Below are 14,090 nucleotides of genomic sequence, written 5' to 3' on the forward strand. Positions count from 1 at the left end.
ACACATGATCTTTACAGAAACCAAACTAAGAGGCGCCTACATCATCGACATTAAGAAGCTGGAAGACGAGCGTGGCTTCTTTGGCCGGGCTTACTGCCAGCAGGAGTTTGAGCAGTACGGGCTGAACACCAACCTGGTGCAGGCCAATGTGAGCTACAACTACAAGAAAGGCACCCTGCGCGGCATGCACATGCAACTGGCCCCGCACGCTGAGACCAAGCTCGTACGTTGCACCCGCGGTGCTATCTATGACGTGATCGTGGACCTGCGTCCCGACTCTGAGACGTATAAGCAATGGATAGGGGTGGAACTAACCGCGGACAATTACCGCATGCTCTACGTACCGGAAGGCTTCGCACACGGCTACCTGACTCTGGAAGACAACTCAGACGTGATGTACCAGGTGACGGCCTTTTATGCGGCCGGTGCAGAGCGTGGCCACCGCTGGAATGACCCGGCTTTCAACATTCAGTGGCCGATGGAGCCCCAGATCATCTCAGAAAAGGACCAGAACCATCCTTTGCTGGAAGCTATACCGGAGCAGTCTGCTTTGTAAGTAAATTTGACAACAGGTAAGGGGTAGTAGATATTAGATTTCGGAATTATACCTATAGCTTGTTTGAAACTGAATAAAGCCGTTTTACAAAAGCGCATTTTAAAAGAAGAACTATGATCATTATAGATACAGCATTAGCCAAACGAGAAGCTGAAGGCCGACCTGTCCGTGTAGGGATGGTGGGCGCCGGATTTATGGCCAAAGGTGTGGCCCTGCAAATCAAGTACCACGTGCCGGGAATGGAGCTGGTGGCGATCTCAAACCGAACCATCGAGCGTGCCCGCGAGACCTACAACGAGGCAGGTATAGCCGATGTGGAAGAAGTGGACACTGTGGAAGCCCTGCAGGAAAACATTCGCAACGGCAGGTATAGCATCACCAACGACCCGATGCTGTTATGCCGTGCAGAAGGTATAGATGCTATTCTGGAGGTAACCGGTGCCGTAGAATTTGGGGCGCAGGTGGCGCTGGAGGCGATCCAAAACGGCAAGCATACCATTATGATGGATGCGGAGGTCGACGGCACAGTTGGCCCGATCCTGAAGGTATATGCTGACAAGGCGGGCGTCGTATTCACTAATGTTGACGGCGACCAGCCCGGTGTGATCATGAACTTGTACCGCTACGTGAAGTCCATTGGTATGAAACCAGTGCTCTGCGGTAACATCAAAGGTCTGCACGACCCTTACCGTAACCCAACTACACAAGAGGGCTTTGCCAAGCGTTGGGGCCAGAACCCCGCCATGGTGACTTCTTTTGCCGACGGCACCAAGATCTCCTTCGAACAGGCCATTGTCGCAAACGGAACAGGTATGCGTGTAGCCAAACGAGGTATGCTAGGCCCTTATGCGCCGCAGGGGGCCAACATCCGGGAGTCGGTGAATTTGTTTCCGCTGGAGGAACTCACCAAGGGGCCGGGTATTGTGGACTATGTGGTAGGTATAGCCGAGCCGGCTGGCGGCGTGTTTGTGCTTGCTACGCAGGATAATCCACGGCAACAGCATTACCTTAACTACTACAAGATGGGAGAGGGGCCACTGTACTGTTTCTATACCCCGTACCACCTGTGCCACCTCGAAGTGCCACTCACCATTGCCAGAGCGGTCCTCTTCAACGATGCCGCTCTCACGCCACTGGACCGTCCTTACGTAGAAGTAGTAACGGCCGCCAAAAAGAATCTGAAAGCCGGTGAGACCATCGACGGCATCGGCCATTACATGACCTATGGTCTGTGCGAAAACGCTGATGTGACCGAGCGCGAGAACCTGCTGCCAATAGGTGTAGCCGAAGGCTGCGTGCTGAAGCGAGACATCCCGAAAGACCAGGTGCTGACCTACGATGACGTAATTTTACCGGAGGGTAGGACGATCGACAAGCTGCGGGAGGAACAGCGGAAATACTTTGCCTCCGCTCTCGCTGAGACGAAGGAGCAGGAACCGAATAAAACCGCAATGGCCTAATCTGGCGCTGTGGCGACATAGAATAAATTCAAAGGCAAAATCCCGCCTCTGTCAGGTATGGCCCGGGCGGGATTTCGTATGCATGACAACTTACTTGCACAATGCGCATTCTGATCATACATAATTATTACAAACAGGCAGGTGGGGAAGACACCGTCTTTCATGCCGAAGCGGCTCTGTTGGAGCAGCACGGACATCAGGTGGAGAAGCTGACCTTTTCAAACAAAGAGGTTAACAGTCTGCCTGAAAAGCTAAAAGCTGCTTTGGGCGTTGTGTATAATTCGGGTAGCGCGAAGCTGGTAGAAGAGCGGATAAAGGCATTTCAGCCGGATGTGATCCATGTGCACAATTTCTTTCCGCTGCTTTCGCCAGCCGTATTTTATGTGGCGCAGCGCATGCAGGTGCCGATCGTAATGACGCTGCACAATTACCGTTTGGTTTGCCCGAGCGCCCTGCTTTACTATAATGGGAAGGTGCAGATGGAGAATCTGCACAAGACTTTTCCGCTGGGTGCCATCCGTCAGAAGGTATACCGCGATTCGGCTGTGCAAACGGCATCGGTGGTGCTTACCACCGGCATGCATAAACTGTTCGGCACATGGCAGCAGAAGGTGGATAAATTCATCGCCCTGACGCCTGCCGCCGCTGAGCTGTTCCGAAATTCCTCCCTCAAACTTAAGCCAAAGCAACTGGCCGTGAAACCCAACTTCACCCAGGACTTGGGCAGGGGTTACCCCGAGCGGGAAAATTTTTTCCTGTATGTCGGTCGCCTAACGCCTGAAAAAGGTATAGAAACGCTGCTTAGAGCCCACACGCTGCAAAACTTTCCGCTCAAAATCGTGGGCGACGGTCCGCTCCGGGAGCGTGTGGAGCAATATTCGGCTGCAAACCCAGGTATAGAGTACCTGGGTTTCCAAAACCGGGAGCAGGTGCTGGAGCTACTGAAAAGTGCACGTGGGCTGATCTTTTCTTCGGAGTGGCTGGAAACCTTCGGGATGACCATTATAGAAGCTTTTTCGACGGGAACACCGGTTATTGCCGCCAAAATGGGTGGGGCTGCGCAACTCGTTGAAGATGGCGTAAACGGACTTCACTATAGTCCTGGGAAGGCGGAGGAGCTAGCCGAACGCGTACATCATCTGCAGCAGTACCCACGTCTGATCCGCCAACTGGGCACTGCTGCCCGCCAGAGTTACGAGGTGAAGTACACTCCCGAAGTCAACTACCGCCTGCTCATTTCCATTTACGAAGACGTCATCCGGGCTAAAAAGAAAAATGCCCCTGCAACCCAGGTCGCAGAGGCAAAACTTTCATAGCAGGCAGAATTACACGGTCTGCACATTACTTTTCTTTTCAGAGTTTTTTCGCATTTTCTTCAGTATCTCCACCACTTGGTCGGTGTCTACACGGAGGTGCTGGCGCTGTCCTTCTGCGGCATCGTGTACCTTTCTGTCACCTTTGCAGATGATGTAGTCATAGTCCAGGTCGATTTTAGTGGCTATGTCGTAGAATGGCTCTATCACAAAGCCTTCATGGAAGATCTCAATGATTTTGGTGCCCGGCTTGCAGAAGAACATGCTGATCAGACCGGCGCCTGTAGCCGATATTACCACTTTGGCCTGTGAGAACATCCTGATCTTTTCCAGAATGCTATACTTGCTCGAGACGATTGATTTGAACTTGTACGCTTCGAGGGCTTCCAGCAGCTCTTTTTCGTTCAACACATTGCGTATGGCTGAATCACTTCGGCTGATGTACAGGTATGGTACCCGCTCCGAAGCAGGCAATACTTCATCTTGCACCAACGGAAGGAATGAGTCCCGGATATACTGGCCCAGCCAGCGTGGTACCAGGGTGTGATTACCTCGCGGTGCCGTGGAAGCGATGATGCGGTCGGCGGTAAGGTGGTGGTATTCTATACCTGTGATGATCTTCTCAGCAGGTATACCCAGCAGTTCCAGCGTTTCGGTCTGGTAGCTGTAGCGTGTGTTAGGCACCAGAAACCAGTCCACTTCGTCGTAGAGGCCGCTCTCGCGGAGCAGGTGCAGGCGTGGCAGCACGTCCAGAAACCAGTGCCCGATATTGTTGAGGCCGGCACCACCGGTCAGCATACTAAACACAGTGCCTTTGAAACGGGTAGGTGCCTGAAAATAGCTTTGAGTAAAGATGTTGTTCGTCTCTGCACCTTTTGCCTTACCTTCTACCAGGCTGAGCGACACATTCTCGATAATGCGGTTCTGCTGCGAAACGATGGCCACACTGCTCTCATTGTCTGTGTAAATGCGGCCGTCGGGTACCTCCACCACTACGTAGTCAGTGGTGACACTGCGCTTGGGCTTCCAGTAATCAGAACAAGCCTCATAGAGATCCTCGGATATCTCAAGCGGGGTGGTCAGGTTGGGGTATATGCGATGCACCTTCACTTCGGAATCGGTGCATGTGGTTGCACTTTCTGTATTGATCTGGCATACGCCATTAGGTCTGAAACGGGTGTTATGGGGAATGATACGGCCAAGTATCTTCTTCAGACGATTGGTAGATTTATCGTAAAATACCTTTGGTTTCATATATATACGGTAGGTAATAGTTGCTATACGTTTGTTATTTTAATTTGGCTGTGTTACACCATCAATCTAATTGTTTTACCAGGTGTCGGGTGTTATTTTCCGTGCTGTCATCGGTTTGCTGCAAATGTCGCGCCAGCAAGTTGGCGGCAGCGGCCACCGCTGTGTTGTTCCAGTGCCCGTCATCTGCAGGATACAGCTTCTTATTTTCGTTTTTGTACAAGTGCTCGAAGGTGATTTGTGTGTCTACCACCTGTACGTCTCTACTCCTGAGCTCAGCCAGCAGGCGAGGCAGAAAGTCCGGCTTTTTGGCTGATGGCAGCATTTGGTGGTAGATGTTCTCCTTGTTTGGAATGGGCATGAACACAAATGGGATGCCTCTTTCTGCCAGCGCATGTTTGTAACCTTCCAGCACGTCGGCTATGCGGTTTATTTCGTCATCTGTGAAGGTTCGGTTGGCATATTCGCCTTCCATAAAGAACTCATTCTGATAATTGATGTACTCTTTTTTTCCGAATGTCCGCTCGATGTTAGCTAGTGTGCGATGGTAGAGCGCCAGCTTTGAGATGCGGTCCGCTGTCACCGCCATCCAGGTCAATACTTTAGATGAATTGATGACAGCGCCCGTGCGGTCGCGCAGCTTGTTGCCAATGCCTGTGGCGCCCACGGCGGGCAGCTCCGGTATGCGGCGCTCAATACTCGAGACCACCACAATCTCCGGAGGATTTTCCTCGAAGCGTTTGGTGCCCAGAAAGCGGTTAACAGTAGCAGGAGCGAAGGAATACACTTCCTTGCCCAATTGCTTTTCCAGTACTTCAGCCAGAATTTCTTCCTGTGAGAGCTTGGCGCCTGTGATGTTGGAGTCTCCGATCAGCAAGACCTCTGCTTTGGTATCACGGTTGCGGTAGCCGTAAGGGTCTGTGTACCATTCCACCTGTTTCTTTTCAGCATAAGCGGTGCGAGGTGCCAGTTCGCCCTCTTCCTCCATACGCATGTGCATGTTCGGGTAAAATGGTCCTGACATCAGGCGTACACTGTTCACAGAGATGGTCTCCCAAATCCTAAACGTAAAGAAGTTCATGGGAAGCACGACTGCTTCTACAAAAGGCCATAGTACGAAGGGCAGCACAAGCAGCGTCAGTTTCTTTAAAAGCCTTTTCACCTCTTTATTTTTCATCTCTTGTGCTGGTTAGAACTGAAAATAAATGAATTCCTGATGTCCGAACTGCCCAAAAAGCAGCACTGCGATGATGGCCGCATAGTAAAACGCCCAGCGCACCACGGTGGGTCGGCGACCAATCAGCTGCGATACGCTGCCATGGCGCTGGATCAGGTGCACCGTTTCCATGATCATGATCGAAATGACAGACACCGCAAATACCTTGAAACCCTGGTCCATGAACAGGATGTGCTGCAGGTCTATACCTGCGATCAATTGTCGGATGTTACCTATACCTGCCACACTGCTTTGTAGAATGTAGAAAGCCTCCCCAATAGAGTTGGCCCGGAAGAATACCCAGGAAAAGAGCACCAGCGCGAATACGCTCAACACTTGCACCCATTTGTAAAGCAGTGGGTGGCTTCGCAGGCCCATGCTATCAGCCAAGGCATCACGCTGCTTCGCTGTCAGGATAGCAAACACCAGGTAAAAGCCGTGCAAAGCGCCCCACATCACAAAGGTCCAGTTGGCGCCATGCCACAGGCCACTCACCAAAAACGTGATGAACAGATTGTAATACCAGCGCCACTTCACCACCCGGTTGCCCCCCAACGGAATGTACAGGTAGTCACGGAACCAGGAGGAGAGGGAGATGTGCCATCGGCTCCAGAACTCTGAAATACTCTTGGAGTAATAGGGTCTGCGGAAGTTTTCCATCAAACGGAAGCCCATGACCTGTGCCGCCCCAATGGCTATGTCGGAGTAGCCGGAGAAATCGCAGTAGATCTGAAAGGCGAAAAAGATGGTGGCGATGATCAGGGTAATGCCCTCGTAGTCAGTCGGGTTGTTGTATACCTGGTTTACCATCAGGGCCAGGTTATCCGCGATCATGATTTTCTTGAAGAAGCCCCAGCCCATGCGCCGCAGGCCACCTACTATGCGCTCGTAGCTGAATGCATGATTGGCCTTGAGTTGTCCGAGCAGATTACCCGCCCGCTCAATAGGGCCTGCCACCAGCTGCGGGAAGAACGTCACAAACAGTGCAAATACGCCCAGGTGCCGCTCCGGTTTGATGCGCCCATGGTACACATCAATGGAGTAGCTCATGGTCTGGAAGGTATAGAAGGAGATACCCATGGGCAGCAGCAGCTCAAAAGCCGGCATAGCATAGTCCATGTTCAGGGCAGAGGCCGCATCGCGTGCGCTTTCATTAAAAAAATTGTAATACTTGAATAAGCCGAGTATGCTCAGGTTAGAGAGCAGCGAGATCCAGAGGTAGGGTTTGCGTTTGTGTTTTTCCTCGTCACTATACCTGCCCATGGCGCGTCCGCAGCCGTAGTCCACCAAAGTTGAGAAAATCAGGATCAGGGTGTAGGCCGGCTTCCAGGAAGCATAGAAATAGTAACTGGCCAGCAGCAGGATCAGCCATCTGCGATTTGGGGGCGTTAGAAAGTAGAGCGTAACTACTACCGGGAAGAATATGAAAAATTCAGTAGAGTTAAATAACATATATAGACGCTGTTATGGATAAAGAGAAGCGTGTGATCCCATGTCTTCTGGTAGCTGTTAGTCAGGCCGTATCCTGCGGCAGGGTATAAAAACAGAACCTGTTTCCTTTATTATATTAGGAGTCAGACCAAAAGGTTTAGGATTTCAGTATATATTTTTATAACGGTATAAATGCACCGGATTTATTGTGCAGCTTTCTATACGCATCTGATCCGAAATGGCTGTTCATACAACAAAAAAATTGTATCTACTCATTTAACAGCCATCTTACTGCACGAGCCCGCCGCAGGTATGTTGTGTTACCGGGCCTGCCTTAGATACAGATAAAGCTTCATAATCCCCTCTTCAGCATTCTTTTCGGGTAAGCCACTTTATGGACAATTTTAGTATACCACAAAGCCGAACATCTGGGCGGTTACGGCGTAATATTATTGTACTCTAATACAACAGTAACTCTATACTCCTCGTACAGGACATGCAATGTTGTAAACTAGCATTTTGCTTAGAACGACAGCTGTTCAGCTCTAATTGATACCGCTTAACAACCCGATATAAACTGGCGAAGATTAATCAAACGCCGTGACAAAATACTTAGTGAGCTTATATGATAGCATCCACCTCAAGGTACATCTTTCTATACCTATCTTCCTTTCAGTTAGCTTGTAGGCGCACCATGGCCTCCGTCGCTGCACTTAGCCTGCTGCTAAGCTTTGCAGTTCAGGATATGGCGCTGGCCCAGACTTACTGTCCTCCCGGCCTGGTGCATCACTTTGGACTGGACGAGAAAGTGGCTGGCAGCTATTCTGATTACGTGACGAATGCAAGCGCAAACTGTGCTGCTTGCCCGGAACCTGCCAGCAGCCGCTTTGCCGGTGGTCAACGATTTAACGGTTCAGGCACTGGCCTGCAGTTCACCCCTATCCAAAACTTCCAATGGGGACCCCACACCAGTTTTACCATAGAGGTATGGGTGCAGGTAAACAGTAAATCATCCAATCAGGTTATTATCGGCCGTAAATCAGGCGATGGGTTAACAGCCTGGTGGCTGGGTGTCAGCCCTGAAGGATATGCCGTATTTGATATGCAGGATAATTATGGTGAGCCACATACCATAAGAGATTATCTCAAAGCTGTAAACTTATTTGATGGCAAGTGGCATCATGTGGCGGTCGTTCGGGATGGACCCAATGAAATCAGCAAGCTGTATGTAGATGGGTTCAGAGTTGATGACAGGGTCAGTGAAAAAAAGACTTATAGGGGAAGTATGGAGTCTTCCAGCCCAACCACAATCGGATTCATCGATATCGACAGCAAGTACTATTTTGATGGTGTAATGGATGAATTGCTGGTTTACAACCGCAATTTGTCGGAGCAGGAAATGCGTGACCGCTACAATCAGGGGGCTGGCAGTTACTGTGGCCCCGAAGTGACCAGACCCGAAATCGTGTCAACTCCAATTACCTACGGCACGGTTAATCAGCAATACAAGTATGATGTAAATGCGTCAGGCAAACCCGATCCTCGCTATATTCTGATCTCAGGCCCTGCTGGAATGACGATCAATGCAGGTACGGGCTTGATTACCTGGGTGCCACAAACAGCCGGAAACTTTGCAGTAGAGGTAAGAGCGAATAACAGCCAGGGAGAGAGCGCCCCGCAACGCTTTCAAATTGAGGTGAAGGCTGCCACGGAAGAGGGGATAGGGATGCTGCACCACTGGATGCTGAATGAATCTTCAGGATCTAACTACCGGGATGTGTATACGCCTATCGATGCCATTGCACAGGCAAGAAGCCGTCCTGCCCCGGTAAAAGGCGTAGTAGGCGGAGGGCAGCGGTTTAATGGACGTGACACCGGGCTTGATGTGATCGGTAGTCCGAACTTTGACTGGGAGGCAAACGAAACTTTTACGATCGAACTGTGGCTTCGCACAGAAACCAAGGAAGGAAGTAGCGAAGCCCAGAACCAGGTGCTGATGGGTCGCCATGCCACGGACTCTCCGTCGCAGTGGTGGCTGGGGCTCGACAAAGACCGACGAGCCGGCTTTTACTTGCCCGACATCGAGTTTAAAGGTGCTTATGTGGGGAACAGTGGCCCGAAGCTTAACGACGGATCCTGGCATCAGCTGGTAGTGGTGCGGGAGGGTAACTCAGGAGCTATCAGACTGTATGTGGATGGTGAGCAAATAGCCACCAGCAACTTTGCACACGATCATGGATTTAGTAGCCGCTCGCCTGTTACCATTGGCTACTTTAACGCCAGTATGCTCAACAGTTATCACTACGAAGGCGAGCTGGATGAGGTGAAGCTTTTCGGCAGAGCACTTTCGCCGGAGGAAATCAGGGAGCGTTTCGCTGATGTATACAACAACCTGACTGAGTTCTTAAGCTTTGAGGGGCGCTATACAGATGGAGAAACCCTTAATCAGAAAATTGTAAACCTAGAATGGAGAACACTTTATGAGCTTGGAACAGATTTCTTTGAGGTAGAGCGATCCGAAGACGGTGAGAATTTTACAGCTATTGGGCAGGTGAAAGCTTCCGGCACTACTACGGCTGCCATAGATTATACCTTTACCGACGACATGCCGCTTAAAGAGCAAGGGTATTACAGGCTTCGGCTGGTTCGGCTGGATGGTACCTTTTCCTACTCCAACACCATACTGTTACAAGACCGCTCACCAGCTGCATCATCCTTTAGGGTATACCCGAATCCCGCCGCAGTGGGGGACGAGGTGACCATTGAGATCGCCAACCTGAAAGAAAGCGAAGATGTGACCTTTATGATAACGGATGCCTCCGGCAAGCAAGTGCTCAGCCAGCAGGTCCGAACCGATGAGTTTGGGGAGCTACGCCTGACACTGCCAGTCGGTATGTCTTTAAAGCCAGGTATATACAACCTGACGGTGGCTGGCAGTAACAAAACCCTTAATCGTAAGCTAGTGGTGGCCCGCTAGTGCAGTCTAAACCATAGTAGGAGAAGTATAACCTACATTATGGGAACGGGCCTTTTATCAACCTGGTAGTGGGGAAGCATGCAAGTAATGGTCTTTAATGCTGTTCAGGGTTAGAAACTGTCGTTCTAAAAATGGATAAAAATTCCGGTTAAAACTTTTAAATTTTCTATATCGTAATGAATAACAACCACTTATGAATCTAATATTGTATTTATGAAATTTTTAATAAACCCTGCAAAGCGCGGTTCGTACTATGGGTGAAAAAACATTACATGTGCTCCGTTTTACCAATGAATTATCATCAAGTTTAAAATGCCTTTACTTATCTAAATTTTAATTTTTTATGAAAAAGTTATTTCTATTACCAATATTATTTGCTCTTGTCTTCACTTCATGCAGTGACGACGACGACAATGAAACGGTTGAACCAGCAGTTTCGGAAATTGATGCGCAGATGCGTGGCGACTGGACAAACACGATGATCAAAAGAGTGTATTATTCAATTGATGATGAAGTCATGTTCACTGACTCAGTTCAATACCAGACAAACTTCAGTTTTGACGGAAAACGCCTGACTGTTACTGTACCAGGAGGCACTCCAGAAGTAATGAATTACAGTTTCCCAGACCCAGCCGATACCACCATCATCGAACTACAGCGGGGCAATGATAAAGGACAGTATAAAGTAACTTCTATTTCAGATACGGAAATGACTTGGGTAGAGGAAAAGCCATGGGCTGGCTTTCCAGAGGAGGCGCCGGAATCAGAAAAAACAACATCCAGACTTGGTTTGTATACCTGGAAGTTTGTTCGCAAAAACTAGTATTGCATGAAATACCCTGTGCTTTAAGCATGGTGTGAATAAAGAAAAACTCCCGCTTTAGTCAATACATCGACTAAGGCGGGAGTTTTCTTATTTCCAGTAGGCACACCGGCCAACTTTGGGATCTATGTTTCTACCCCTCTATAAGAGTTCGGAAAGATCCATTTTTATTTTAAGCCAAGCTTACTCTTTGATAAGCTTGATTGTAGCGCTCTTACCGGCGTTGTCAGTATACTTCAGGAAGTACAGACCTGCTCTGAGACCGCTGGCAGCCAGGTTCATCACCAGCTTGTTGTTTTCTACTTTCAGGTTAGCTTCTTTGTATACTACTGTGCCAGCCTGATCCAGGATTACTACTTCCTGCAGCTTGATCTCCTCTTTGCCCAGGTCGAGTGTTACCACGTCGTTGAATGGGTTAGGATAAGCGCTTACTTTCTCAAAGCTGATGTTCGTATCAGTTGTCTCAGCAGAAAGTGATGAAGAAGCAGAAGCTGTCAGAGTCTCGATTGGTGACAGTCTGTTACCAGCGATCGGGCGCTCCATAGAGCCGTCCGGCAACTGCCAGCCCACGGCCAGGTTGTCGCCGCCGCCGCCCTGCAGCATGATCGCCTCGATGTAGTAGCGCTTGCCGGCCTCCAGGGTGATCTTGGCAGACTGCTGGCTTGCGTTCTTGGTCCACTCACGTGGGTTGGTCCAGGTGCTTGACAGGGCGATGCGCGTCTTCTTGGCTGGGTCCTCGCTTGTGCTCAGGTACAGCTCAGCCACGTCGTCGGCCGCGATCCAGAAAGTGTACTGGCCTGAGGCAGGAGCCGTCACGTAGCCGCGGATGCGCTGGCCGTAGTTGTTGCCCTGGCCTGTTGGCGCCTCGAATGAGTTAAGCTCAGTAGTTGAAACAGGCTTTGTGTTCACAGGAACTACACTGATTGTAGAGCCATGCACATTTGACCAGAAGTCACGTGTGATCTTGCCTACAGGAGTTGTAGTAGCTGCTGGAGCCGTTGCTACAGGAGTTGTTGTTGCAGGAGCAGTGCTTCCCATTTCAGACAGTCTGTTACCAGCGATCGGGCGCTCCATAGAGCCATCCGGCAACTGCCAGCCCACGGCCAGGTTGTCGCCGCCGCCGCCCTGCAGCATGATCGCCTCGATGTAGTAGCGCTTGCCGGCCTCCAGGGTGATCTTGGCAGACTGCTGGCTTGCGTTCTTGGTCCACTCACGTGGGTTGGTCCAGGTGCTTGACAGGGCGATGCGCGTCTTCTTGGCTGGGTCCTCGCTTGTGCTCAGGTACAGCTCAGCCACGTCGTCGGCCGCGATCCAGAAAGTGTACTGGCCTGAGGCAGGAGCTGTCACGTAGCCGCGGATGCGCTGGCCGTAGTTGTTGCCCTGGCCTGTTGGCGCCTCGAACGAGCTTATTGCGCTCGAAGAAGTTGGGTTCGTGTTCACTGGTACCACGCTGATGGTTGAACCGTGTACGTTTGACCAGAAGTCACGCGTGATCTTGCCAGTACCAGCAGTACCAGTTGTAGTTCCAGTTGATGGTGAAGTTGATGCAGATGGAGTCTGCTCAGCAGGTGCAGTTGCTACCGGCGCATCTTGTGTTGGCTGCGACGGAGAAGTAGCCGGAGCTGATCCGTTAGGACCAAGTGCGATACCATTGCGGCTCAGCTTTGACAACCAGGCGCTGTATTCATTTTGCTCGTGCTGCTTTGTGATGTTACCACCAACGTATGGGTTGTTCTCGTTTTTAACCAGACCATCAGGGAAGTAGTTCTTGTCGAAAAGGTTGCCCTGGCTCATAACGCCTGTAACATTGTTACGCATTACGGCATTGAAGGTAGCACCCTTCTTGTAGTAGTCGTAGCCATATAGGCCTACGTTGTGTGTGTTCATGCGGGTGCCATCGTCAAACAAACCAGAGTTTACTCCACGGTTGTTATATACCTCGATGTTGTTACCACCAGCAATGGCGTAGTTATAGTTACCAACGTTTACCGTCTGGTTGTCAAATACCTTCACGTGAGCTGTGGCTACTGAAGCCGGATCGCCCATGCCATCTTGGTACCAGGAGTCAGCAATGATACCACCACCTGAGAATTTAGTTTCTGAAGCAGGGATTGGGTAAGCACCCTTGATGAAGTTGTTGTGGATGCGGATAGGTGAAGCAGAAGTACCACGAGCGTTTGACAAGTTGATGTTGTCTTCTACAAGCGACTTGTTTGGCTCGTTGATTATCTCGTTCCAGGCAATCTCAGCGTGTGGCAGGTTACCGCGGTAGTTAAACTGCGCAAACTGCGAGTGCTCAGCACCACCGTGAACGCGACCGTCGATGTTCTTGGCTTTGTTGTAGCGGATCTTTACGGTTTCGTTTGTAGAACCATTGCCCTCGTAACGTGTACCCACATAGATACCAGCTGTACCTTCCAGGTAGCAGTTCTCTACTACAATGTTCTTAAAGTTGTTAACTGTTAAGAAGCGGCGTGGCTTCTTGTAATCACGCCAAGGGGTAGGAGTTAGGCCGTAACCTTTGGTGTGTCTGACAGTAATATTAGCGGCATGGCCCCAGCTTTTGATCAGGTAACCGGCCCCTCTGATGTTCGAATTGACAATGACAACAGGTTCAGAAGTACGCACGTCTACAGCAGCTACCTCAGAGTCTTTTGACTCCCAGTTACCTGTGTAAGTACCTCCTTTTGTGATTACTAATGGCCCGCTGTAAGTCTGGGCGTTTACGAAGCCTGTCGAGAGTAGAAAGGCTACGAGTGTGAGCATGAAAGCAGACAGAGTTGTCCCCGTCCACTTAGTCACCTTAGTGGAAATTGTATTCATCTTTTTGGCTAAAAGTTGAAAAATTAAAAAATGTACTCCTTATAAGGCCCCAAGTAAACTACCGTTTTCTATAAGTGTAGCAGGTAATCTGCCTGGTGCTTTTTATGAAAATATTGAGCTAGACTAATCCTTGTCCTTATCTTCATATATAAGTTGTTGCAAATATAAGTATGAATTTTTTAGAAAAACCAGTCTTTTATGATAAATTCTTACTTAAATCATAGACACTTTGTATATTTC

Annotated in this window: 9 protein-coding genes; 5 read left to right on the forward strand and 4 right to left on the reverse strand. The window is 49.9% G+C overall.

Annotated features, from left to right (window positions below; all coding sequences use genetic code 11):
* The first annotated feature begins 4 nt into the window (after positions 1 to 4).
* The 3 genes from rfbC (at position 5) to Q1A54_RS14605 (ending at position 3,332) form a co-directional block, all read left to right on the forward strand.
* Complete coding sequence (rfbC, locus tag Q1A54_RS14595) at positions 5 to 556, forward strand: dTDP-4-dehydrorhamnose 3,5-epimerase (RefSeq protein WP_299989647.1); 552 nt, start codon at positions 5 to 7, stop codon at positions 554 to 556.
* Between the two features lie 113 nt (positions 557 to 669).
* Positions 670 to 2,016 (forward strand): Gfo/Idh/MocA family oxidoreductase, encoded by a 1,347-nt coding sequence (locus Q1A54_RS14600; protein WP_299989649.1) that lies wholly within the window; start codon positions 670 to 672, stop codon positions 2,014 to 2,016.
* Positions 2,017 to 2,117: 101 nt separating this feature from the next.
* Positions 2,118 to 3,332 (forward strand): glycosyltransferase, encoded by a 1,215-nt coding sequence (locus Q1A54_RS14605; RefSeq protein WP_299989652.1) that lies wholly within the window; start codon positions 2,118 to 2,120, stop codon positions 3,330 to 3,332.
* A gap of 9 nt (positions 3,333 to 3,341) precedes the next feature.
* Here the strand turns inward: Q1A54_RS14605 and Q1A54_RS14610 are convergent, their stop codons facing one another.
* From Q1A54_RS14610 to Q1A54_RS14620, 3 genes are all read right to left on the reverse strand, one after another.
* A complete protein-coding gene (locus tag Q1A54_RS14610; protein WP_299989655.1) occupies positions 3,342 to 4,583 on the reverse strand; it encodes a glycosyltransferase family 61 protein in 1,242 nt (413 codons plus the stop codon).
* 61 nt (positions 4,584 to 4,644) lie between these two features.
* On the reverse strand, positions 4,645 to 5,757 hold the full coding sequence (locus Q1A54_RS14615; protein ID WP_299989658.1) for a hypothetical protein: 1,113 nt from the start codon (positions 5,755 to 5,757) through the stop codon (positions 4,645 to 4,647).
* A gap of 12 nt (positions 5,758 to 5,769) precedes the next feature.
* Positions 5,770 to 7,248, reverse strand: coding sequence for an MBOAT family O-acyltransferase (locus Q1A54_RS14620; protein WP_299989661.1), 1,479 nt, complete (start codon positions 7,246 to 7,248; stop codon positions 5,770 to 5,772).
* Positions 7,249 to 7,921: 673 nt separating this feature from the next.
* Here Q1A54_RS14620 and Q1A54_RS14625 point away from each other — a divergent pair.
* Together Q1A54_RS14625 and Q1A54_RS14630 are read left to right on the forward strand one after the other, a co-directional pair.
* Complete coding sequence (locus Q1A54_RS14625; protein WP_299989664.1) at positions 7,922 to 10,204, forward strand: LamG-like jellyroll fold domain-containing protein; 2,283 nt, start codon at positions 7,922 to 7,924, stop codon at positions 10,202 to 10,204.
* Between the two features lie 343 nt (positions 10,205 to 10,547).
* Positions 10,548 to 11,027 carry a hypothetical protein gene (locus Q1A54_RS14630; protein ID WP_299989668.1) on the forward strand — a complete coding sequence of 160 codons (480 nt, stop codon included), beginning with the start codon at positions 10,548 to 10,550 and terminating at the stop codon, positions 11,025 to 11,027.
* 183 nt (positions 11,028 to 11,210) lie between these two features.
* On the opposite strand, the gene Q1A54_RS14635 is transcribed toward Q1A54_RS14630, so the two are convergent.
* A complete protein-coding gene (locus tag Q1A54_RS14635; protein ID WP_299989671.1) occupies positions 11,211 to 13,850 on the reverse strand; it encodes a PA14 domain-containing protein in 2,640 nt (879 codons plus the stop codon).
* Positions 13,851 to 14,090 lie beyond the last annotated feature (240 nt).

The sequence above is a fragment of the uncultured Pontibacter sp. genome, assembly GCF_947502515.1.
In the GTDB taxonomy this organism is placed as follows: domain Bacteria; phylum Bacteroidota; class Bacteroidia; order Cytophagales; family Hymenobacteraceae; genus Pontibacter.

Bases quoted from the DNA above. Each gene is read 5' to 3' on its own strand.
- rfbC (WP_299989647.1), top strand. From the start codon at position 5: ATGATCTTTACAGAAACCAAACTAAGAGGCGCCTACATCATCGACATT.
- Q1A54_RS14600 (WP_299989649.1), top strand. From the start codon at position 670: ATGATCATTATAGATACAGCATTAGCCAAACGAGAAGCTGAAGGCCGA.
- Q1A54_RS14605 (WP_299989652.1), top strand. From the start codon at position 2,118: ATGCGCATTCTGATCATACATAATTATTACAAACAGGCAGGTGGGGAA.
- Q1A54_RS14610 (WP_299989655.1), bottom strand. From the start codon at position 4,583: ATGAAACCAAAGGTATTTTACGATAAATCTACCAATCGTCTGAAGAAG.
- Q1A54_RS14615 (WP_299989658.1), bottom strand. From the start codon at position 5,757: ATGAAAAATAAAGAGGTGAAAAGGCTTTTAAAGAAACTGACGCTGCTT.
- Q1A54_RS14620 (WP_299989661.1), bottom strand. From the start codon at position 7,248: ATGTTATTTAACTCTACTGAATTTTTCATATTCTTCCCGGTAGTAGTT.
- Q1A54_RS14625 (WP_299989664.1), top strand. From the start codon at position 7,922: ATGGCCTCCGTCGCTGCACTTAGCCTGCTGCTAAGCTTTGCAGTTCAG.
- Q1A54_RS14630 (WP_299989668.1), top strand. From the start codon at position 10,548: ATGAAAAAGTTATTTCTATTACCAATATTATTTGCTCTTGTCTTCACT.
- Q1A54_RS14635 (WP_299989671.1), bottom strand. From the start codon at position 13,850: ATGAATACAATTTCCACTAAGGTGACTAAGTGGACGGGGACAACTCTG.